Source organism: Bradyrhizobium sp. cf659, assembly GCF_900113725.1.
GTDB lineage: Bacteria > Pseudomonadota > Alphaproteobacteria > Rhizobiales > Xanthobacteraceae > Bradyrhizobium.
The window spans coordinates 158,510-179,270 of sequence record NZ_FOQJ01000001.1 but is presented as its reverse complement, the minus strand read 5'-3'; the positions used below and the strand labels follow the sequence as shown (position 1 = coordinate 179,270).

19 protein-coding genes are annotated in these 20,761 nt (G+C 63.5%); 3 read left to right on the top strand and 16 right to left on the bottom strand.

Annotated elements, in window-relative coordinates; all coding sequences use genetic code 11:
• Positions 1-38: 38 nt before the first annotated feature.
• The 3 genes from BM118_RS00905 to BM118_RS00895 are packed head-to-tail and all read right to left on the bottom strand — an operon-like array spanning position 39 to position 3,267.
• Positions 39-407 (bottom strand): hypothetical protein, encoded by a 369-nt coding sequence (locus BM118_RS00905; RefSeq protein WP_143099395.1) that lies wholly within the window; start codon positions 405-407, stop codon positions 39-41.
• A 21-nt stretch (positions 408-428) separates the two neighbouring features.
• Positions 429-2,018: a CHAT domain-containing protein gene (locus BM118_RS00900; protein WP_092180975.1), complete on the bottom strand. Its 1,590-nt coding sequence runs from the start codon at positions 2,016-2,018 to the stop codon at positions 429-431.
• A 4-nt stretch (positions 2,019-2,022) separates the two neighbouring features.
• Positions 2,023-3,267, bottom strand: coding sequence for an ankyrin repeat domain-containing protein (locus BM118_RS00895; protein ID WP_092180972.1), 1,245 nt, complete (start codon positions 3,265-3,267; stop codon positions 2,023-2,025).
• Positions 3,268-4,762: 1,495 nt separating this feature from the next.
• Here BM118_RS00895 and BM118_RS00890 point away from each other — a divergent pair.
• A complete protein-coding gene (locus BM118_RS00890) occupies positions 4,763-6,217 on the top strand; it encodes a DUF1254 domain-containing protein (RefSeq protein WP_092180968.1) in 1,455 nt (484 codons plus the stop codon).
• 130 nt (positions 6,218-6,347) lie between these two features.
• On the opposite strand, the gene BM118_RS41050 is transcribed toward BM118_RS00890, so the two are convergent.
• Positions 6,348-6,542 carry a hypothetical protein gene (locus BM118_RS41050; RefSeq protein WP_177233912.1) on the bottom strand — a complete coding sequence of 65 codons (195 nt, stop codon included), beginning with the start codon at positions 6,540-6,542 and terminating at the stop codon, positions 6,348-6,350.
• Positions 6,543-6,545: 3 nt separating this feature from the next.
• Here BM118_RS41050 and BM118_RS00885 point away from each other — a divergent pair, with 3 nt between their 5' ends.
• A complete protein-coding gene (locus BM118_RS00885; protein ID WP_177233911.1) occupies positions 6,546-7,379 on the top strand; it encodes a hypothetical protein in 834 nt (277 codons plus the stop codon).
• An 87-nt stretch (positions 7,380-7,466) separates the two neighbouring features.
• Here BM118_RS00885 and BM118_RS00880 read toward each other — a convergent pair whose 3' ends face one another.
• Genes BM118_RS00880 through BM118_RS00860 form a run of 5 tightly spaced genes read right to left on the bottom strand, consistent with a single transcriptional unit; the run spans position 7,467 to position 12,865 of the window.
• Positions 7,467-8,504, bottom strand: a complete 1,038-nt coding sequence (locus BM118_RS00880; RefSeq protein ID WP_092180965.1) for an ABC transporter ATP-binding protein — start codon at positions 8,502-8,504, stop codon at positions 7,467-7,469.
• Complete coding sequence (locus BM118_RS00875) at positions 8,497-9,477, bottom strand: ABC transporter ATP-binding protein (RefSeq protein WP_092180962.1); 981 nt, start codon at positions 9,475-9,477, stop codon at positions 8,497-8,499. Before BM118_RS00875 ends, BM118_RS00880 begins: the two co-directional genes overlap by 8 nt.
• Positions 9,474-10,295 carry an ABC transporter permease gene (locus tag BM118_RS00870; RefSeq protein ID WP_092180959.1) on the bottom strand — a complete coding sequence of 274 codons (822 nt, stop codon included), beginning with the start codon at positions 10,293-10,295 and terminating at the stop codon, positions 9,474-9,476. Before BM118_RS00870 ends, BM118_RS00875 begins: the two co-directional genes overlap by 4 nt.
• Positions 10,292-11,215 (bottom strand): ABC transporter permease, encoded by a 924-nt coding sequence (locus tag BM118_RS00865; RefSeq protein ID WP_092180955.1) that lies wholly within the window; start codon positions 11,213-11,215, stop codon positions 10,292-10,294. Before BM118_RS00865 ends, BM118_RS00870 begins: the two co-directional genes overlap by 4 nt.
• A 60-nt stretch (positions 11,216-11,275) precedes the next feature.
• A complete protein-coding gene (locus tag BM118_RS00860; protein ID WP_092180953.1) occupies positions 11,276-12,865 on the bottom strand; it encodes an ABC transporter substrate-binding protein in 1,590 nt (529 codons plus the stop codon).
• Between the two features lie 299 nt (positions 12,866-13,164).
• Here BM118_RS00860 and BM118_RS00855 point away from each other — a divergent pair, with 299 nt between their 5' ends.
• Positions 13,165-14,040: a hypothetical protein gene (locus tag BM118_RS00855; RefSeq protein ID WP_092180950.1), complete on the top strand. Its 876-nt coding sequence runs from the start codon at positions 13,165-13,167 to the stop codon at positions 14,038-14,040.
• A gap of 236 nt (positions 14,041-14,276) precedes the next feature.
• Here BM118_RS00855 and mtnK read toward each other — a convergent pair whose 3' ends face one another.
• From mtnK to nuoN, 7 genes are all read right to left on the bottom strand, one after another.
• Positions 14,277-15,566: an S-methyl-5-thioribose kinase gene (mtnK, locus tag BM118_RS00850; RefSeq protein ID WP_092180947.1), complete on the bottom strand. Its 1,290-nt coding sequence runs from the start codon at positions 15,564-15,566 to the stop codon at positions 14,277-14,279.
• A gap of 118 nt (positions 15,567-15,684) precedes the next feature.
• Positions 15,685-16,032 carry a hypothetical protein gene (locus BM118_RS00845; protein WP_011087666.1) on the bottom strand — a complete coding sequence of 116 codons (348 nt, stop codon included), beginning with the start codon at positions 16,030-16,032 and terminating at the stop codon, positions 15,685-15,687.
• Between the two features lie 36 nt (positions 16,033-16,068).
• Entirely contained in the window at positions 16,069-16,344 is a 276-nt protein-coding gene (locus tag BM118_RS00840; protein WP_092180943.1) for a DUF1467 family protein, read from the bottom strand.
• A gap of 9 nt (positions 16,345-16,353) precedes the next feature.
• Positions 16,354-16,758 (bottom strand): methylmalonyl-CoA epimerase, encoded by a 405-nt coding sequence (gene mce / locus BM118_RS00835; RefSeq protein WP_091885955.1) that lies wholly within the window; start codon positions 16,756-16,758, stop codon positions 16,354-16,356.
• 66 nt (positions 16,759-16,824) lie between these two features.
• Positions 16,825-18,495, bottom strand: coding sequence for a ribonuclease J (locus BM118_RS00830; protein WP_092180940.1), 1,671 nt, complete (start codon positions 18,493-18,495; stop codon positions 16,825-16,827).
• Complete coding sequence (locus BM118_RS00825; protein WP_092180937.1) at positions 18,495-19,301, bottom strand: biotin--[acetyl-CoA-carboxylase] ligase; 807 nt, start codon at positions 19,299-19,301, stop codon at positions 18,495-18,497. Before BM118_RS00825 ends, BM118_RS00830 begins: the two co-directional genes overlap by 1 nt.
• A 1-nt stretch (position 19,302) precedes the next feature.
• Positions 19,303-20,739: an NADH-quinone oxidoreductase subunit NuoN gene (gene nuoN, locus BM118_RS00820; RefSeq protein WP_092180934.1), complete on the bottom strand. Its 1,437-nt coding sequence runs from the start codon at positions 20,737-20,739 to the stop codon at positions 19,303-19,305.
• Positions 20,740-20,761 lie beyond the last annotated feature (22 nt).

The window sequence follows — 20,761 nt, the reverse complement described above, 5'->3', positions numbered from 1 at the left end:
TAGCAATGAGCGGCGGTGACCTTTGACACCTTCGGCTTTCAGCGCCTGAGCGGCGCGCGCAATTCCTTGTCGACCTCCTCCGGAGTGACGCTCTCCAGCGAGCGCGGGGTACCGTCGATCTCCACCTTGATGGCCCGGATCAACGCTCCGCCCTCGGTGACCATTTTGCGCAAGGCAACAAGAAGGGATGTTCCGGCTCCGACTGCCCCGGCCATCGCGCTCAGCAGGACTGCGAGATGGGCGACCGTCGCGGGATCTAGATTTGCCTGCGAACGAACGGCCATGTCATCGATCGCAACACCTTTTATCTCCCCGAGACTCGTGCGCGCCAACGCTGCGACCTCGTCCTTGCGCTTCGCTGCAACTTTGGGGTCCTGGTCCCGGTTGATCTCGACGAATATCTGCAAAGTCATCGCAACCTCCGCTCGTTATGCTTTCATGCCAAATTGCACCGCCGTGAAGGGGGCCCATTCGTAGTTGTTCTGGTGGAAGGCGTTCTTGCAGAGCTCCACCGCCGCTATTTGGATGCTGGCAGCGGCATCCGCCCCCTTGACCCAAGCGTCGTAGACGACGCCTGCCATTGTCTTTGCGGCGCCGACATCGGCATTCCAGAGCGAGCCGATGACCTGGCGCGCGCCGGCGGCCCGAAATGCGGCCTGGAGCCCAAATAGATCGTCCCCGGGCCAGAATTGAATCCCCATCCCGCCGACAGGTCGTTGCCCGGAGCAGCAGGCGACGAGCAAGACAAGGTCGGCGGGAGCGCGAGACGCGGAGATCATGTCTGCAGTCAGCCGCTCCGACCCCAACTGCAGGAACGACTCTCCGGGGACATCGCCTTGCGCGGATGTGCCGTGGCAAGCCAGCAGCAAGAATGCGGCATGGTCCAGCTCACCGGCGGCCAGCATCCGAGCGAATGTCTTGCAGACACCCGGCTCCGTGAGCCGGCGGGCCGGAAGTCCCCGAGCCCTGTGCCTTTCAACTATCTCTTCGGCAACGCCGTCAAATCCCACGGTCGCTTCAACGTCAGGATAATAGTCAATGCCCGCAGCAACCAGGCCTCGCCCTCCCGCGACCGGTATGCGTCGGTGGATAGCTCCCAGATTAGGGATGGTTGTCCATGGATAGCGCAACCCGAGCCGACTTTCCCCACACCTGAGTAAGCTGAATGGAAGCGCGTGCAGCGACCGATGCGGCAGGATGAAAAGCTTCTGGGCGCTCGTCAGTCGCGACGTCACCAGGGAGGGCAAGAGCACCGGGTGCAAGACGTCGAGCAACTCAGCGTCTTTGGGAATGAACTCCCAGCCCCGGTCGTTGCCGTTTCGAAGATGGGTCGAGAACGACTCCAGAATGCTCAGAGCTTCCAAACCGACGGGCACCGACACCGACTGCAAAGCATTTCGCTCGACGGTCGCAACCAGAAGACGGTCGGCTCCCAACCATGTGTAGACAATGGCGAGTTCACCAATTCCCAGAGCTTCCTGAACCAGCTTCAAATCCAATGGCGGTTCATTCGGCAGCGCGGAACGCTGGTTCTCTGCTGCCTTCAGCGCGCACGCCAAATGTCCAGCAGCCAATGCCGCCGAGGTCGCGCTCTCGAAGACGCGAATGCGATCTCGCATGGCGGTCGCCCGGAGAATTGGATCCGTTGTCCGTTCGCGATGCTGTCGGGCCAGCTTGATCGCGCGTTGCGTCAGGTCGTAGGCGCATTCCGGCTTGGGCTTGTCGCCCTTCATCGCCGCGTCCGCCTCGATCGCGAGCGCGAGCGCCGTAACGTTCGGTGCAGACGTCTCGTTCACCAACTCGCGCGCCTGCACGGCGAAGCATCGCGCCTTGCCAGGCTCATCATCGAGCCAAGCGTCGGCCACTTCCAGCAGGGAAGCAGCTCGAACAACGCGCTGCGTCAGCGGCGCCGCTTGCGCTGCGAGCCGCTCGGCCGCCGCGAGCCTGTCGCGCCCGCGCACGCCTGAGAGGCGCTGGAGCCGCACCTCGGTCAGGAGCTGATTTACCGCCAGGAGCACACGACTACTCCCGCTGGGTTTGCAATTTATGCGCCTCAATCAGGCCCGCGTAGTGATCAGCCATGCCCCGGTTTCCGGGGTTGCCCGCATCAACCGGGCCATACGCATTCTTCAAACCGCTGTACAATCGGTAGAAGAGTAGCCTGAGCTTCAGGATGTTGCCGGCGCGCTGCATCAATTGCAGGCCACTTCCATTGTCGCCCCTCATCGATACCAGCATCTCGGTGAAGATCGCGCCGGGGGCCGGCGGCTCGTCGTAGCCGGCCCGCTTCAGGGTTGCCTCTGCATCGCTAAACGTCGCGACCGCCGCCCATTGATTGCCGGTTTGCAGTTGGATTTCACCCAACTGGATCAAACGGGACGCTCTCGAAACCGTGGATGGAGGGGCCGAGGCGACCGCTGCTCGCACGCGCGAAAGTCGCTCCTCGACATTGCCCGTCGAAACGTCGACGCATGCTGCCGCGTTTTCGGCGGCCTCCTGGGCTTCCGCCAAAAGACCAGCTCTTTCGAAATTGGCTTGCGCCACCTTGTATCGAGATGCAGCGCGATCGGGCAACTCCAACACGGTATCGAGGATGAAGGCGGCGAGCCGGGAACATTCAGCCGCTTGCGCGAGAGGCGGCATCGGCCAGCCCGAGGCCGGAGCTGGCTGGTTCGCGAGGGCCAAAAAGACAGTCTCAATCTGCAGAAGTTCCGCGATCGTCGTCTCATCCATTTGCATCGATGACATTCCCAGCGCTGTCGCGGCAACTGGCGGCAGACTCCAGCCCATCGAAACGAACGTGGCTTGCAGGCTCACACGCCGAAGCCTCGCGTTCGCATCGAAGAATGCATCCAGTTGCCGCATGGGAGCCGAGCCTCCGAACGCGTTCCGCCCTCCTCGAAGGCGATCGACAACGGCAACATGTTGATTGATCGAAGCCGCATCCAACGCGGTCCTTCCGTTCGCGTCCCGCAGATTCGGATTGGCGCCATGCTCGAGTAATACGTCGACGGCAGCGAGCTGACCCGTCATCGCAGCGGACATGAGCGCGGAGAATCCGTTGTCGCCGACCAAGTTCGGATCGGCTCCCCGGGACAGCATGAGACGGAGAACATCGATTTGCCCACGTTGCGCCAGGAGATTGAGCAATATCGGCCCTCCCAGATCAATGTTGGGCGGCATTCCCCTGCTCAGCCCCTCGGTGACGGCGGCCAGATCGCCTCTGATAGCCGCCCCTGCAAAGGTCAGGATCTCTTCGTCTGTCATGTGTCTGCCCCCAACTTCGCCGGTGTAGCGAGCCGAACGAGCAAGATATGCTTTGCTCGTGTCGACGTTGGATCAGCCTTGTATGCGCCATCAACGACGGGAAAGGCCGCGCAATCAGCGAGAGCACCACCATTCCTTGTCTGCTATTGCTGCTGGTGCGACCCCTCAAACGTGCAAGCAGGTCAAAGAGGGATCGAAAATTCGCCGAAGCCGACAATTCTTGTCGTTGGGACGACTCGCGTAAGTATTTCCCCTTACACAACCACAGGGCGATCCTAGCATGACATGCTCTGTCGTCAAAGCCGCTCTCCTGTCCTTCGCATCACCTGTTCATCAGCAACCACACAGCTGCGTAAAGGCAACTTAAGCGCTGCACCGCGAGAACCGTGTGAACCAATTCACTTCCAACAAGCGACTTTTTTGGCTAGCTGAACTCTCGCTCCTGAAGCTAATCATCTCCACGACAGGCCGACGTCCCCCAAACGGGTGAGGGATGATTGACCACCAACAATTGGCGGAGTCCTGCTGACCTTTTCGGACATCGTGAATTTCTGACAAATTGAAATCAGACGCGCCTGAGGAAGCGCTGAGCGGAAAATGGAATCCGCCGCCGGTTGTGAAGTCACAAGCAACGGCTGGCATATCGGCCCAATAAAAGTTGACGGCACGCTGGCGCTTCGGTGCCGGCGTCCCGCGCCCGGACGAACCCGCCTTAGCGCGGCCTGCTCCAGTTAGCCTCCATGCTCACGAATACGCCGTATAGGAACTGACCCACACCAGGATCGAGACGAGCAGGCCGATCACCCCTGCATTCTTGGCAAAGGCAGTGGCGCTACCGGACATTTCCAGACGAAGCTAGTCACGGCTGATCCCATCAGGTATCGATATCTCAGCCGGAAGCACCGTCGTACCGCCAAGCGCGTTTGTACACGCCGGCCCATAGCACGAAGAGGTAGAGGCACACAAAATAATGACCAAGGCTGGTCCTCACTGGACGGTTGTGCTAGCGTTCCCTTCGCAAGGAGGTTTCAAGAAATACCTCATCGCAACTTTTTCACTGCGCCTCATTTCTATTCCCGCATACGCCGTCAGGCGTTTGATGCATCGCATATTGCCTGCAGATGCGCTCCTTGGCGCGCCCAAGCACGAGTGTTTCAAGTCGTTCCGTGGTTTTGTGTACAAGGAATGATGTCATGCGTATCACAATGCTGAATCACATTTTCGGAATGCTCGCCGTCACCGCGACGTTGCGCGGGACCGAAACAGCGTTCGCCCGGAACGCGGCAGCCCCGCCTCCGCCCTATCATTGAGACGATCGAAGACGCGGGGAACGCGCGCGACGCGTGGGCCAAGGCTCCGGCGATATGATGTGGATCAACTGATCGAAAATACGCCGGGCTCGACCGTCACGAGAGGCGAGACGATTCCGACGTTGGACAAGGAGAATTGAACGAAGACGTAAATCCAAATCAAAAATCAGCAGAGGAGGTTCGAGATGTTTCGAGGATTGCTGCCACTGACATTGTCTCTCTGCCTTGGTGCGGCGACAGCACCAGCAACGCTGGCTCAATCGGCGCCGCCGATCACCGAACAGGAGGCGCACGCCATCGCGGTCGACGCCTATGTTTACTTCTACTCCATCATGTCGATGGAAGTATCCCGCAAGCAATTCACCAACGGCACGACCGATTTCAGGGGGCCGATGAATACGTTCGTCAACGTGCCCGAATACCCGCCGGCGGATTTCAAAGGCGTGGTGCGTTCCAACTTCGATACGCTGTATTCCGCCTCCTGGCTCGACATGACCAAGGAGCCGGTCGTCATCTCGGCGCCGGATACCGATGGGCGCTACTATCTGCTGCCGATGCTCGACATGTGGACGGACGTCTTCGCATCGCCGGGCTGGCGCACGACGGGCACCAAGGCCGGGACGTTCCTGGTGGCGCCGGCGAACTGGCGGCCGGATCTACGCGACAGGTTCGCTGAGGAGTTCAAGCTTCCAAAAGACACCCAGCGCATCGACGCGCCAACGCCCTACGTCTGGCTGATCGGCCGGACCAAGACCGACGGGCCGCCGGATTATGATGCGGTCCACAAGATCCAGGCCGGCTACAAGGTCACCCTGCTTTCCGAGTATGGCAAAACGCCCAGGCCAGTCGAATTCAAGCCGGACCCAAGCGTCGACATGAAGACGCCGCCAAAGACGCAGGTCGATACCATGACGGCGGGGGTATATTTCGCCTATGCCACGGAATTGCTGAAGCTGCATCCGCCTCACGTCACCGACGAACCGATCCTCGCGCAGATGAAGAGAATCGGCATCGAGCCCGGCAAGAGCTTTGACATCGGCAAGCTCGACCCCGCCGTGCAAAGGGCGCTGGAGACCGCACCGCAGGACGCGCAGAAGCTGATGGCCTGGAAGGTGCCGACGCTAGCGCGGGTTGCCAACGGCTGGGGGATGAACACCGACACGATGGGTGTTTACGGCAACTACTACCTGAAGCGGGCCATTATCGCGCAGCAGGGGCTTGGCGCCAACGTGGTCGAGGATGCCATCTATCCGCTCAATCTTGCCGACGACACCGGTAAGCCGCTCGATGGCGCGAACAAATACACCCTCACTTTCGAGAAGGGCGCCACGCCGCCTGTCAACGCGTTCTGGTCGATCACCCTCTACGATCAGGACGGCTTCCAGGTCGGCAACACGCTGAACCGCTTTGCGGTCTCTAGCTGGATGCCGTTCAAGTACAATGCGGATGGTTCGCTCGACCTCTATTTCCAGAACGCGAGCCCCGGCAAGGAGCTCGAAGCCAACTGGCTTCCTGCGCCGAAGGCGCCGTTCAATCTGACCATGCGCCTGTACGCGCCGAAGTCGGAGGCGCTGACCGGAAAATGGAATCCGCCGCCGGTTGTGAAGTCACAAACAACGGTTGGCATATCGGCCCAATAAAAGTTGACGGCACGCTGGCGCTTCGGCGCCAGCGTCCGACAGCGCGAACGCGAAGCAGGCGGTGAGACGCTTGAACCCGCGGCTTGGCGGTCAGGCTCAAAGGCTCTGCTGCAAGCCCGTTGCTGAAGGGTCAGCACTCCTTCCGTAATTCGCCAAGTACGAACATAGTTCCGCCCTCCTCGGCTGCGTTAAAAATCAACACCGAGCGGCTGGCAAGAAACAATCCTCGCAGGCCCAACAACCGATGCGTTGAGTGTTCGCGCTCCGTAGCGCGGATGCGCGGATCGCTCTCACGCGAATGCCATTGCATTTTGATACGGAGCATCAAATGAACTCCATGCTGGACGACAGGCTCGTGGAAGGGCAGATCGCAAGCTTGGAGGAGCAATTGTCGAACCTGGCACGCGAAGCAGGAGTCAGTTCTTCGGCCGCGCCGACCAGCATCAAGCGGTTTCCCATCCCGCTGCCAACGCTTCGGGCGGATTGGCGCCATGTGGCTTTCGTCGGTTCCCTGTTGGCAGCATCCCTTGGTGTGGTTGCCTGGTGGTGGTCATTCTCCGCCGATACGGCAAAGATGCCTCCCTCAGACCCAGCACCTCTGGCGCGCGCCGCGCCGGAGGCGGTCGTGCCGACTGCCGTTGCCCTGCGTCCCGAGTCGTCGCAGCAGCTCCAACCGACGGCGCGTGATCTTGCTGCCTTGAGCCAAACGGTTGAACAGCTCAAAGCGAGGCAGGAACAATTGATCCGCGACAACGAAAATCTGGCAAGCCAACTCAAGGAGAGTCGAGAGGAATCGGCGCGCAACAACGGCATCATCTTCCAGATCAGGGCCGATCAGATCCAAATGGCGCGCGAAAGCCAGACGCTCACCGAGCGGCTCAACGCAAGTCAGGACCAACTCGCCCGCGTCATCGCCAACGCTTCAGAGCCAAAGGCAATGCCCGAAGCGTCACCAACGACGATCCCCGAACAGCCAAAGACGATGCTCGAAGCGTCACCAACGGTGGGCTCTGAAGAGCCCAAAGTGGTACCCGACATACCGCTGCCACGTCCGCGGCAGTCGGCCAATGTCGTCCAAACGCAAAGGCCGGCGCGCCCCCCGGAGCGGCCGCAAGCCAAGAAGCCGCAACCGTCGATCTCATGGCCATGGTCCACGCGCTAAAGCGGGCATCGACGTTCCGCAGAAATTGACGCTGCGAGCGGTGGCAGCCGGCGAACTTGGGATGCGACGACGGACGCGCTCTCCATTCTAGGGATGTCCGCTTTCGGTCGAGGCCAATGCCATCGGGCCGGCAATTTCGTCAGCTCGCCAACACCGCACCGCGTGTCCGTCGGGCCGCACTTCCAGCGACGGCCCTGGCTCGCTTCGACACACGTCCTCGGCGTGACGGCAGCGCGGGCTGAAGGCGCAGCCGTTCGGTGGATCGAGCGGATTGGGAAGGTCGCCCCCTGTCGTCGCCAGCGGCGCATGGCGCAGCGGATCGGGGATGGCGGCGATCAGGGCCTGCGTATAGGGGTGCGCCGGCCGTTCGAAGATCTCGCGCCAGTCGCCATTCTCGACAATGCGGCCGAGATACATCACGGCGACCCTGTCGCTCATGTGCTCGACCACGCCGAGGTCGTGGCTGATCATGATGTAGGAGAGGCCGAGCGTCTCCTTCAATTCCAGCAGCAGATTGATGATCTGGGCGCGGATCGAGACATCGAGCGCCGAGACCGGCTCGTCGCAGATGACGATCTTGGGATTGAGGATCAGGGCGCGCGCAATGCCGATGCGCTGGCGCTGGCCGCCCGAGAATTCATGCGGGTAGCGGTCGGCCTGTTCGGGCCGCAGGCCCACATGCCGCAGCATCGTCGCGACGCGGTCCTCGATCTCGCTTGAGGCCGTGACGCCATGCACCCGCAGCGGGTCTTCAAGCGTGCGACGAACGGTCTGGCGCGGGTTGAGCGAGGCGTAGGGGTCCTGAAACACCATCTGCACGATGCGGGCCAACGCCTTGCGATCGCCGGATTGCCGGTTCGTCACGACCTGTCCGTCCAGCACGATGCGGCCGCGCGTCGGCGTCAGCAGACCAAGGATCGACAATGCGACCGTCGACTTGCCGGAGCCGGACTCGCCGACGAGGCCGAGACATTCGCCGCGCTTCAGCCTGAGATCGACACCGTCGACGGCACGGAGCAGCCGCCGGCCGCGGCCCAGCAAGCCGCCCCCCAGCGGAAAATGAACCGCGAGATCCTCGATGCTGAGAATGACGTCGCCGTCCGGCCTGCCCAGCGGTTCATGCATGGTGGTGACACCTCACCAGACCGCCCGCCTCCAGCCATGTCGTTTCCGGCGCGGTGGTCCGGCAAATATCGGTCGCCTGCGCACAACGTGGATTGAACCTGCAGCCATCAGGGAAAGCCGTGATCGCCGGGACGACGCCCGCGATCTCCTGCAGCCTGGTACGGCCAAGCGCCGCGCGGCTGCCCAGCCGCGGCAACGAGTCGACCAGGCCCTGCGTATAGGGGTGCGATGGCGCACGGAAGATATCGGCCGAGCCGCGCTCCTCGACGATGCGGCCGGCATACATCACGGCAACGCGGCGACAGACATTGGCGACCAGGCCAAGATCGTGGCTGATCATCAGGATGGCCGTTCCCCTCTCGGCGCAGAGATTGCGCATCAGCTCGATGATCTCGGCTTGCACGGTCACGTCGAGCGCGGTGGTCGGCTCGTCGGCGATCAGAAGATCCGGGCCGCATGCGAGCGCGATGGCGATCATCACGCGCTGGCGCATTCCGCCCGACAGCTGGTGCGGGTAATCCTTCACGCGTCGCTGGGGCGCGGGGACGCGGACGCTCGCCAGCGCCTCGACCGCCAGCTGGTCGGCCTCGCGCCAGCTCTTGCCCTGGTGCAGCACGAACATCTCGGCTATCTGCCGTCCCACCGGCGAGACTGGGTTCAGCGCCGTCATCGGCTCCTGGAAGATCATGGCGATGCGATTGCCGCGCAGCGCCCGCTGCCCGGCAGCTGGGAGCCGCTGGATCTCCCGCCCCTCAAACCGGATGACGCCGCCGCCGATCGACAAGGGCGGCCGCAGCAGGCCGATCAGGGCCAGCGCCGTGATGCTCTTGCCGCAGCCGGACTCGCCGACCAGGCCGAACGTCTCGCCCCGATCGATGCGGAATGAAACGCCCTCCACGGCGGGAACCTGGCTGGAACCGTGGTTGAGGTCGATGCGCAAATCCTCGACTTCGATCAGCGGCGAGCCCGTCATGTGCGCCGGCTCCGCGATTGCGGATCGAGAATGTCGCGCAGGCCGTCGCCGAGCAGGTTGAGGCCGAGCACCGTCAGGAAGATGGCAAGTCCGGGAAACACCGAGAGCCACGGCGCCGTGGTGATCTGGTCGCGGGCTTCCGACAGCATGCTGCCCCAGCTTGGAAAGGGCGGGCGGACGCCGAGACCGAGGAACGACAATGCGGCTTCGGACAAGACCGCGCTGCCCATGCCAAGCGTGCCGATGACGACGATGGGTCCGAGCATGTTCGGCAAGAGCTGCGTGATCATGATGCGCACATCGCCGTAGCCGAGCACGGTTGCTGCCTGCACGTAGCCCTGGCTCCTCAGCGACAGCGCCGAGGCCCGTGCGAGGCGGCAGGTGAAGGACCAGTTGGTCAGCCCGAGTGCGATCAGCAGGCTGGTCAGGCCGGGGCCGAGCACCGCCATGATGGCGAGCGCGAAGATCAGCGAGGGGATCGCGAGCATCAGATTGGTCAGGCCGTTGACGACATCGTCCCACCAGCCGCCAAAATAGCCGGCGCTCAGGCCCAGCGCCACGCCGATAACGCTGTTGATGAGCTGAGAGACGATGCCGACGGTCAGCGAGACGCGCGCGCCGTACAGGACGCGGGAATAGATGTCGCGGCCCTGCCCGTCGGTGCCGAACCACCAGGTCCAGCTCGGGGGTTCCTCTGCATTCATCAGATTGGCGTCCATGACGGGGTCGGTGTGCGCCAGCCAGGGCGCGAGCAGGCCGACGACGATCGCAAGCGCGAACAACGATCCGCCGATGACGAGATTGGCGCGGAGCTTCATGCGTATCTGATCCTGGGATCGATCACGCCGTAGAGCACGTCGATCAGCAGATTGATCGCGAGAAAGAACAGCACGACCACGAGAATGGAGCCCTGGACGGCGGGAATGTCGCGCTGCAGAACGCTATCGACGAGCAGCGAGCCGATGCCCGGCCAGGAGAACAGTTTTTCGACGACGACCGCCTGCCCCATCAGCGCGCCGAACTGCAGGCCCATGGTCGTGAGAATGAGGACGAGCGCGTTGCGCATCACATGCCACTTCACGACCCTGGTCTCGCTCATGCCCTTCGATCGCGCCGTGCGGACAAAGTCGGCCGTCATGATCTCGAGCACCGCGGCGCGCGTCGTCCGCGCCAGCAGCGCCATCGGCGAGACGCCGAGCGTCACGGCCGGCAGGATCAGATATTTGAGGCCGCCGTCGCCATAGCCGAAACTCGGAAGCCAGCCGAGTTTGAGCGCGAACAGGTACATCAAGAGCAGTCCGAGCCAGAATTTGGCCAACGACAGGCCCGACACCGCCAGGACCATCGAGGCGGTGTCGACCAAGCTTCCCGGCCGCAAGGCCGCGACGAAGCCGAGCGGCACGCCGAGCGCGATCGCAAATGCCATGGATGCGAAGATCAGTTGCAGCGTCGGCCATACCCGCTTGGCGATCATGGTCGTGACCGGCTCACGCGTCCGGAACGACGCCCCCAAATCACCAGTCGCGAGCCTCGCGACATAGGCGCCGAAGCGCATGTAGACGGGCTGGTCGAGGCCGAGCTGCCTCTTCATGCGCAGCTCAACCTGCGGATCACTGTCATCGCTCATGGTCGAGACGATGCTGCCTGGAACAACGCTGAACAGCACGAAGATCAGCAGCACGACGGCAAGCACGGTCGGAATGGTCTGCAGGAGACGGCGGAACAGGAACGGAAGCATCGGCACTTTTCCTCTCTCCCTCCATCGTTCGTCACGATGGAGGGAGCGCGAGAGCAGGTTTCACTTCGCGGGCGAGGTCTCGTCGACCCAGAGGTCTTCGACGTTCTGATGGGTCAGCTCCGTCGCGTTCAGCTGAACGCCCTTGAGCCAGGGCTGCACGGCCATGACCGCCTTGTTGTAGTTGAAGAACCAGACCGGCGCCTCTTCATAGAGCAGCGCGTTGGCCTTTTGCAGCAGCTGGCCACGCTTTGCGACGTCGTCGGTCTGCCCGGCCTCGTCGATCAACTTGTCGAAGTCTGCGTTCTTGAAATTCATGTAGTTGCAGGCCGATTGCGGCGTCGACGAGTGGAAGCATTTGAGGGCGGCCTGCGGATCCGGGCCGGTCTGCTGGGAGTAGACAAAGGCTTGGTAGTCGCCGCTGCGGACCACCTCGGCCAGAACCGCGGTCTCGACCTGCTTGACCTTCGCCTTGATGCCCACCTTGTCCAGCATCGGGATGACGGCCGTGACGATCGGCAGGCCCCAGCTTTCATTCTGGCTCGTGGTCCATTCGAACTCGAAGCCTGAGGGATAGCCTGCATCGGCAAGCAGCTGCTTGGCCTTGGCGGGATCGTAGGCGTAGGGCTTCATGGTCTTGTCGTAGAGCGGCGAGGTCAGCGGCAGCCAGCTGGTGGCGCGATAGGCCTTGTTCTTGACCAGCTTGTTGATGATCAGGTCGGTATCGATCGCATAGTTGATGGCCTGCCGGACGCGCTTGTCGGCGAACGGCTTGAAGGCGGTATTCATCCCCATGTAACGCGTGAATACCTCGGCGACCTCGACGATGGTACCCTTGAGGTCCGCGTCGGACTGATAGGCGACATACTGCGCAGGTCCCAGCACCGAAGTGTCGATCTCCTTGTTGCGGAAGGCGACATCGCGGGCCGCGGCCTCGCCCATGACCGACACGATGACCTTGTCGGCGTAGGGCTTGCCGGGCTTGTAGAACCGGTCCCACCGTTCGAGGACGATGCGCGATCCCGGCACGTGCTCGACGAACTTGAACGGCCCAAGTCCGATCGGTTTCTGGATAAAGCCCTCCTTGGCGGCCTCGTCGGCGGGATAGATCGACGTCAACGCGGTGAAGAAGTAGAAGCCCGGATCGACCTTCTCGGTCAGCTTCATCTCAATGGTGAAATCGTCGATCTTCTTCAGGCCGGAGATTTCCTTGGCCTGGCCCTTCTCGACCGCGGCGGCGCCCTCGATCACGCGGACATAGCGCGCGCCGGGATAGGCCTTGGCACCGTCCATGATACGGTTGTAGGACCAGATGACGTCATCGGCGGTCATCTTGCGGCCATTGTGGAAATAGGCGTCGTCGCGCAGCTTGAAGGTGTGAACGAAACCTCCGCCCGAGACCACGTCCTCCTTGGCGAGTTCCAGGACCGGTTTGCCTTCAGCCGAATTCCAGATGTAGAGCGACCGGTGCAGAGCCTTGGCGTAGATCTCGTCCTGGGCGCGCTGGGTCGTATGAATGTCCAGACTGGTGAAACTCGAACCGTAGGGCGCGGTCATGCGGATGGTTCCGCCCTTGCGCGGCGTCTGGGCCTCCGCCGTGGCGGCGAGCGCCAGTCCCAAACCAGCGACGATCGCCACTATCCTGAACATCATGGTCCCTCCGACAATGCAGGCGTATTCCAGTCAGCGAGTTGACCATTCGCAGCACGTCGAGCGCAAGCTCCTCTTTTCGTCTTGATGGCGCAGTTCCTAGCAACGCATCCTCCAAGACGCCCGCCCCGGGGGCAAACCCCTCAGGATGAGGCCGTGCTCTGCGGCAAGACCTTCAACCCATCGAGAATCGGAAGCGGAAACAACGATCTACGAACGGTGAACGCCTTGCGCGATCGATGCGACCAAGCTCAGGACAAGGGCCTTGGCCCAAAGATCTCGTCGCGATGGGAATCCGAAAGATGAAAAGCCGAACCTTGGGTATCTTGCTCGTCGGCGGTCTGGTCGCCGCCACGGCTGTGCTGGCAAGCCCGGTCGCGGCCAGCCTCAGCCGGTACAGCGAGGCGGACAGCATCCGGTTCAACTGGAGTCGCACCACCGGCGCGAACGACTATCTTGACGAAACGTGGTGGGCGGTCCGGGGCCATGACACTCCGGATAATTTCGTCGAACGACTGCTCAGCATCCCGGTCGGAGCGGTCGCACGGGGCGCAGGTGCGGGTTTCGAAGCCAGGGTTTCCCAGGGCACCGGTCTGCCACTGCCAGAGAGCTGGAGCATCGCTACGGCGAAGAATTCGCCGTTCATCACGTCGGTCTACGCCGAGACCCCGCGCGATCTCGCGGCGGTGCTCGGCTTCTATCGCGCCGAGCTCGGCAAGCGTGGCTGGATCGAGACGGTGGTCGAACCAGATCGGGCCGTGATCACCTTCACGACGGCCCGTGGACCGGTCCTGCTCCGGCTTTCCCGTCAGAACGACAGGACAATCGCCGAACTTTCGCTGCGCAAGCCGGGTATCGCGAATGCCGGCCTCCTGCCGAGGCCGAGGCAGGCAAGGCTGATGCTCGGCAACAAGTCGGACGAGGGGGCGGTCATCACCGTCGCCGACCAGACCATCAAGCTGGCGGCGCACGCCGGCGAAAAACTGGCGCACTCCGACTCCGCCGCATCCGAAATACCGGACAGCCAAAAGATCGATCTGCCGCCCGGCAAGTACAAGGTCACCCTCAAGGTCGAGGGCGGCACGGTCCAGACCCGGGAGTTCGAGATCGCGGCCAACGAGACCTGGGGTCTGCTGGCCGGCACAGACGGCGTCCTGCTGCCGATGCGGCTTTATTGAAGCGCGCCTGGCCCCTTGGGCTCTCATAACAGTGTGACCGTCATCCTGAGGTGCTCAGCACGCGATGCGAACGCATCGCGTGTTGAGCCTCGAAGGATGAACGGTCGCGATGCATCCGGGCTGTCGCCCTTCGAGGCCTCCGCTTCGCTCCGGCACCTCAGGGTGACGGCGAAACAGTTGTGTCAATTGTTCGGTTTTGTCATTGCGAGCGCGCAACCGCGCTCCTCATGAGGCTCTTAACCGGATAGCTCCGGCATCCAGTCCCGCAGTTTTCGCGCGGCACCTGTGACGTCGGCGATCGTCCCAAATGCCCCCGCCTCCACCATCATCGCCCGCGCCAGCCGCACGGCGCGGGCCTCGCTGACCGCCCGCCTGCGCGGATCCTCGATCAGCTCGAAATCGATGTTGTGGGCGAGGCCGAAGATGCGGCGGATGGTTTTTGCCGCGGCGAAGCCGACGGTGTCGGCGAACAGGCGCTGCATGTAGGCCTGCCGCTCGGCCTCCAGGCGGGCGGCGCCCTTCTCGCCGGCGAAGAGCGAGACCGGATAGGCGTCACCCGAAGCACCGGCGCGCCAGAGGTCGAGGAATTTGCGGGCGAACTCGCTCCAGACCTGCTCGACCGTCTCCAGCACCCAGCCCTCGAACGCAGCCCGCTCGCCCGGCGAGCGCTCGTGACCGGCGGAGGCGAAATAGGCCATCAGCAGATTGGCCAGCACGGCGCCGACGTCGAACCCCATCGGGCCGTAGAACGCGAATTCGGGATCGATCACCCGCGTCTGGCCATCCGTGACCATGATCGAGCCGGTGTGGAGATCGCCGTGGACCAGCGCTTCGGGGCTTGCCATGAACTTCAGCTTCAGCCGGGAGATCGCGACGTGCAGGTCCATGTCGTCGCGCAACGACGTGGCCAGGCCGTCGAGGTAAGGCGCGGTCCAGCGGTTCTGCTCGGCGACGCGGTAGGGATCGGTGAAGATCAGGTCCTCGGTGATCTTGCACAGCGCATGGTTGCCGGCGAAGGCCGCGATGCCCTCCTTTTTCTCGGCCGCGGAGAGCGCGAGGTCGGAGGTGAAGAACAGCGTCCGCGCCATGAAGGTGGTGATGTCGCCCGCAAAGCGCGGATATTGCGTTGCCGCGACCAGCCCCTTGCGCATGATGATGTGGGGCTCGAGCAGCTCCATCACCGTCAGCGCCAGCTTCTCGTTGTGATGCAGCAGCGCCGGCACAAGGCCGGGCGCGAGCTGGGCCTGCCGGGACAAAGCCAAAAATTCGTAATGGGCGCGCGACAGCGGCAGCGGCCAGCTTTCGCCGACAAGACGGACATAGGGCAGCGCCTGCTTCACGGCGACGCCGCCGCGGTCGCCCTTGACGATGAAAACGAGGTTGAGATTGCCGTCACCGACCTCGGTGATCGACCAGGACACCGGCTCGGCGCCGAGCAGCGCCGCGAGATCCGGCAGACCCGCGAGATAATCCCGCAAGGCCGCCTCATGCAGAATACGGTAGTCCCCTGCCCGATCCCCGGTCATGACGATCCCATCCCCCAAAGCGCGATGAAATCGCGCTTTAGTTTTTCTATTTGAGCATGATCTTCTCGGGAAACCGCTTCACACTTTTCCGGATCATGCTCTTGGCATGGCCGGATCGTTACTCCCGCTCCAGGAAGCTCGAGCCGATCCCGGCCTTTCTTTTGATGGGATCGTAATCACAATAGACGCCGTCCGCCACCAGCGTGTAGCTGGCGCTGACGTTGTATTTGTCCAGCTTGACCGAGTTCAGCCCGATCACCGAGGTGCTCTTGCCGCCGTTCCACTTGAACGGCGTCGAGCTCTTGGCCTGCTCGCAGGCCATCACGGCTTCGTTGAAGACGTAGCCCTCGACGAACGCCTTCAGCGTTCGCACCTGCACGGCCATCTTCCACTCGAAATAGCCGATGGCGCCCAGGCCGGCGACGATCAGCACCAGAAGCGCGACGACGATCCTCTGAAAAGTCATTCGTTCCCCCAAAACAATATCGCCAGCCAAAAACGTCTAGAACGGCATGCCCATCAACTTCGACAGGCGCTCGATGGAGAGATAACCCGCGTGGTAGGCGGCAAGGCCCGCGCCGTAGATGATCGCCGAGATGATCGTGGTCCAGATCAGCTTGCGTCCCATCCGCGTCAGGATCGGCGCGCCGGGATCGGTGCCGGGCGCGCCCACGCCGTCCTCGTGCTGGCTGCGCACGCCGAACGGCAGCGTCAGGAACAGCGCGACCCACCAGATGACGAAGTAGATCGCGATCGCGGTCGATATCTGGACGGCCATGGGACGGCCTTACGCCTGCTCGATTTCGACCAGCGCACCGGAAAAGTCCTTCGGGTGCAGGAACAGCACCGGCTTGCCGTGGGCGCCGATCTTCGGCACGCCGTCGCCGAGCACCCGCGCGCCCTCCTTCACCAGGGTGTCGCGCGAGGCGATGATGTCCACGACCTCGTAGCAGATATGGTGGATGCCGCCGTCGGCATTGCGCTCCAGGAACTTCGCGATCGGCGAGGCTTCACCGAGCGGCTCGATGAACTCGATCTTGGTGTTGGGCAGCGTCGCGAACACGGTGGTGACGCCATGCTCGGGCAGCGGCACGGCCTCCGAGATCTGCGCCCCGAACGCGGCGCCGTAGATTTTTGCAGCCTTGACGGCATCCTTGGTCGCGATCGCGACATGGTTGAGCCGGCCCAGCATGTTTCTCTCCCTCAGAGCATGATCCGGAAAAGTGTGAAGCGGTTTTCCGAAGAGATCCTGCCTCAATCAGACTGTCAGCACATGTACCAGACAGGCGGGCTTTTTGCCCCAATGTTCGTTGATCACGGCCCGGACCGCGCGTCGCACCGACTCGGCCAGGGCGTCCGGGTCGCGGCGGCGCGCTTTTGGCAGCCCCTCGATCGTGGACATCACGGCTTCGAAGACCAGATCGTCAAAAGCCTCGCCCGCCCTGTTCTTCTCGGGAACGCCGACGAGATCGACCTCGGGTTCGTCGACTAGCTCGCCCTGTGCGGTCATGGCGATGGCGACGAAAGCGCAGCCGGAAAAGGCCATGCGGCGGCGCTCGACCACCGCGCGGGACTTGGAATCCTCCAGGATCGTGCCGTCCTTGTAGAGCCGGCCCGAGGGCACCTCGCCGACGATGCCGGGATCGCCGGGGCCGAGCTTGACGAGGTCGCCGTTGCGGCAGACCAGCACGCGCGGCACGCCGGCGGCGCGCGCGAGCTTGGCGTGCTCGTGCAGGTGCAGGGCCTCGCCATGGACGGGGATCAGCAGCTGCGGGCGCACCCAGGCGATCATGTCGCGCAGCTCGTCGCGGCGGGGATGGCCGGAGACGTGGACCAACGCGTCGCGGTCGGTGATGACCTCGACGCCCTGGAGCACCAGATTGTTGATGATCGAACCGACCGCCTTCTCGTTGCCGGGAATGGTGCGCGAGGAGAAGATCACGCAATCACCGCGGTTGAGCGTGATCTCGGGATGGTCGTCATTGGCGATGCGCGCCAGCGCCGCACGGGCTTCGCCCTGGCTGCCGGTGCAGAGCGCCAGCACCTTGTCCTGCGGCAGATGGCCGTAGACGTCGGTCGAGCGGAAGTTCTGCACGCCGTCGAGATAGCCGGTCTCGCGCGCGACCTGCGACACGCGGTCCATGGCGCGCCCGACCACGACGACCTCGCGGTCGGCGGCCTTGGCGGCGTCGGCGACGGCTTTGATGCGGGCGACGTTGGAGGCGAAGGTCGTCACGGCAACCCTGCCCTTGGCGGCCTTGACCAGCCCGGCAATGGTCTTGGCGACCTCGGCTTCCGAGGGCGAGCGGCCGTCGCGCACCGCGTTGGTGGAATCGCCGATCAGGGCGAGCACGCCCTCGTCGCCGAGTTCGCGCAGCCGTTTTTCGTCGATCGGGCGGCCGATGATCGGGGTCGGATCGATCTTCCAGTCGCCGGTGTGCAGCACGATGCCGGCTTCGGTGTGGATCGCCAGCGCGTGCGATTCAGGTATCGAATGCGCGACCGGGATGAACTCGACGTTGAACGGGCCGATATCGACGCGGCCTCCCGACGGCACCACCGTCACCGGAATCTTTGGCGCGTTGCGCTCGGCGGCGCATTTGGCCTCGAACAGCGCCGCGCTGAACTGCGTCGCATAGATCGGGCATTTCAGCCTGGGCCAGAGGTCGATGATGGCGCCGAAATGGTCCTCATGGGCGTGGGTCAGCACCAGGCCCATCAGGTTCTTGCGTTCCTTCTCCAGGAAGCTGATGTCGGGCATGATCAGGTCGATGCCCGGCAGATGCTCCTCGTCGCCGAAGGAGACGCCGAGATCGACCGCGAGCCAGGCGCGCTGATGGCGGTTGCCAAGGCCGTAGATCGACAGGTTCATGCCGATCTCGCCGACACCGCCGAGCGGCGCAAATACCAGTTCGTCAGGCCGTGCCATCACGCAGCTCCCACGGAGGCGGCCGAGCCGAAGAACACCTCGCCGGCCGCCACCGGCAGGCGTCGGCCGTCAGCAGTGCGGACGATCAGGCAACCGGTATCATCGATCGTGTCGAAAATGCCTTCCAGCGTCGTCGTTCCCGTGTTGATCGCAACCCCCTCGCCGAGACCGGCGGCCCGCTCAAGCCAGAGCTTGCGGATCTCGGCAAAGCCGCGGCCATTGTCCCAGATGCCGCGGAACTCGACCCAGGCGTCGGACAGGGCGGAAAACAGCTCCTCGGCGCTGATCTGGACGCCAAGCGCGGCCAGCGACACCGCGGGCGTCGGCGTGCCCTCCGGCGCGGCGACGACGTTGGTGCCCATGCCGACGACGACCGCGAGGCGGTCGCCGATGATCTCGGCCTCGAGCCCGATGCCGACGAGCTTCTTGCCGCCGACCAGCACGTCGTTCGGCCATTTCAGGGCGTAGCGGGGACGGCCCTCGCCGAGGCGCAGCGCGGCCTCCAGGCTCACCTTTTCCAGGGCCGTCTCCTCCGCCAGCCCGGCGGCAAAGCCAAGCGTGGCCGCGACGGCGGGAGGAACATTCATGACTTCGAGGATGCTGGCGGCGAGATTGCCCCGCGGCGCGATCCAGGCGCGCTGGCGTCGGCCGCGGCCGGCCGTCTGCTCGGATGTGACGAACCACATCGGGCCGCGTTCGCCGCCCCTGGCGCGCTCGATCGCCTCGGTATTGGTCGAGCCGGTCCGCTCGAAAGCTGCGAGCTTGTAGCCCGCCGAGAGTGCGCGAGGACCGAGCGCGAACCCCATCCTAGAACAGCGACTTTGCGGCGGCGGAGGCGACGCTCACCACCGGCCCCGCGAACAACGCGAACAGGATGTTGAACAGGCCCGCGACCGCCAGCACCGTCTTCACCTCGACGCGCACCGGGTCGACCTGACCGGCCGGCTCGTCGAAATACATCGTCTTGACGATGGCGAGATAGTAGTAGGCGCCCACCACGCTGGAGAGCACGCCGATCACGGCAAGCGTGAACAGGTCCGCCCTGATGGCGGCGACGAAGACGTACCATTTGGCGAAGAAGCCGGCCAGCGGCGGAATGCCCGCGAGCGAGAACAGCAGCATCGCGAACATGAAGGCGAGCAGCGGATTGGTGCGGGAGAGACCGGCGAAATCGCTGATCTGCTCCACGGCCTGGCCGCTGCGCTTCATGGCGAGGATGATCGAGAACGAGCCGAGCGTCATCGCGACATAGATCACGATGTACATCAGCACGCCCTGCGCGCCTTCGACCGTGCCCGAGGCAAGACCGACCAGGGCGAAGCCCATGTGGCCGATCGAGGAGTAGGCCATCAGGCGCTTGATGTTGCTCTGGCCGATCGCCGCGAAGGCACCGAGCGCCATCGAGGCGATCGAGACGAACACCAGGATCTGCTGCCACTGCGGCACGATGCCGGGGAACGCAGTCAGCGTCGCGCGAGTGAGGACGGCGAGTGCGGCAACCTTCGGCGCAGAGGCGAAGAAGGCCGTTACCGGTGTCGGCGCGCCCTCATAGACGTCCGGCGTCCACATGTGGAACGGCACCACCGAGATCTTGAAGCAGAGGCCGGCAAGCAGGAAGACGAGGCCGAACACCAGGCCGACATTCGCGGTTGTCGCGGCGGTAGCGATGCCGGTGAAGCTGACCGTGCCGGTGAAGCCGTAGATCAGCGAGGCGCCGTACAGCAGCATGCCCGAGGACAGCGCGCCCAGCACGAAATACTTCAGGCCCGCCTCGTTCGACTTGGCATTGTCCCGGTTGGAGGCTGCCACGACGTAGAGCGAGAGCGACATCAGCTCGAGGCCCAGATAGAGCATGATCAGGTCGCCCGCCGAGATCAGCACCATCATGCCGAGGGTCGAGAGCAGCACCAGGATGGCGTATTCGAAGATGCGGCGCGAGGGGTCGGACAGGAACTCGGTCGACAGGACCAGCGTCACCGCCGAGCCGATCAGGGCCAGGATCTTCATGAAGCGGGCAAAATCGTCGACGATGAAGCTGCCGCCGAAGGTCACCTGCTTGCCCGCGGGCACCATGTATTCGAGCACGCCAACCACGATCAGGAGCAGCACCCCCAGCGAGGTGATCGCGCTGGTGGTTCCCTGCCCGCGATAGGCTCCCAGCATCAGAAGCGCCATCGCGCCGACCGCGAGCACGAGCTCGGGCAGCACCGGCGCCAGTTGATAACCTGCAGTCTCAAAGCTCATGGCGATATCCTGACCTGCCCGA

What these genes read in the sequence shown, in the direction of transcription:
- mce (WP_091885955.1), bottom strand. Translation starts at nt 16,758, where the DNA reads ATGCTGGGCCGGCTCAACCATGTCGCGATCGCGACCAAGGATGCCGTC.
- mtnK (WP_092180947.1), bottom strand. Translation starts at nt 15,566, where the DNA reads ATGACCGGGGATCGGGCAGGGGACTACCGTATTCTGCATGAGGCGGCC.
- BM118_RS00825 (WP_092180937.1), bottom strand. Translation starts at nt 19,301, where the DNA reads ATGGGGTTCGCGCTCGGTCCTCGCGCACTCTCGGCGGGCTACAAGCTC.
- BM118_RS00860 (WP_092180953.1), bottom strand. Translation starts at nt 12,865, where the DNA reads ATGATGTTCAGGATAGTGGCGATCGTCGCTGGTTTGGGACTGGCGCTC.
- BM118_RS00845 (WP_011087666.1), bottom strand. Translation starts at nt 16,032, where the DNA reads ATGACTTTTCAGAGGATCGTCGTCGCGCTTCTGGTGCTGATCGTCGCC.
- BM118_RS00890 (WP_092180968.1), top strand. Translation starts at nt 4,763, where the DNA reads ATGTTTCGAGGATTGCTGCCACTGACATTGTCTCTCTGCCTTGGTGCG.
- BM118_RS00870 (WP_092180959.1), bottom strand. Translation starts at nt 10,295, where the DNA reads ATGAAGCTCCGCGCCAATCTCGTCATCGGCGGATCGTTGTTCGCGCTT.
- BM118_RS00880 (WP_092180965.1), bottom strand. Translation starts at nt 8,504, where the DNA reads ATGCATGAACCGCTGGGCAGGCCGGACGGCGACGTCATTCTCAGCATC.
- BM118_RS00885 (WP_177233911.1), top strand. Translation starts at nt 6,546, where the DNA reads ATGAACTCCATGCTGGACGACAGGCTCGTGGAAGGGCAGATCGCAAGC.
- BM118_RS00895 (WP_092180972.1), bottom strand. Translation starts at nt 3,267, where the DNA reads ATGACAGACGAAGAGATCCTGACCTTTGCAGGGGCGGCTATCAGAGGC.
- BM118_RS00830 (WP_092180940.1), bottom strand. Translation starts at nt 18,495, where the DNA reads ATGGCACGGCCTGACGAACTGGTATTTGCGCCGCTCGGCGGTGTCGGC.
- BM118_RS00865 (WP_092180955.1), bottom strand. Translation starts at nt 11,215, where the DNA reads ATGCTTCCGTTCCTGTTCCGCCGTCTCCTGCAGACCATTCCGACCGTG.
- BM118_RS41050 (WP_177233912.1), bottom strand. Translation starts at nt 6,542, where the DNA reads ATGCTCCGTATCAAAATGCAATGGCATTCGCGTGAGAGCGATCCGCGC.
- BM118_RS00840 (WP_092180943.1), bottom strand. Translation starts at nt 16,344, where the DNA reads ATGGCCGTCCAGATATCGACCGCGATCGCGATCTACTTCGTCATCTGG.
- BM118_RS00855 (WP_092180950.1), top strand. Translation starts at nt 13,165, where the DNA reads ATGAAAAGCCGAACCTTGGGTATCTTGCTCGTCGGCGGTCTGGTCGCC.
- BM118_RS00875 (WP_092180962.1), bottom strand. Translation starts at nt 9,477, where the DNA reads ATGACGGGCTCGCCGCTGATCGAAGTCGAGGATTTGCGCATCGACCTC.
- nuoN (WP_092180934.1), bottom strand. Translation starts at nt 20,739, where the DNA reads ATGAGCTTTGAGACTGCAGGTTATCAACTGGCGCCGGTGCTGCCCGAG.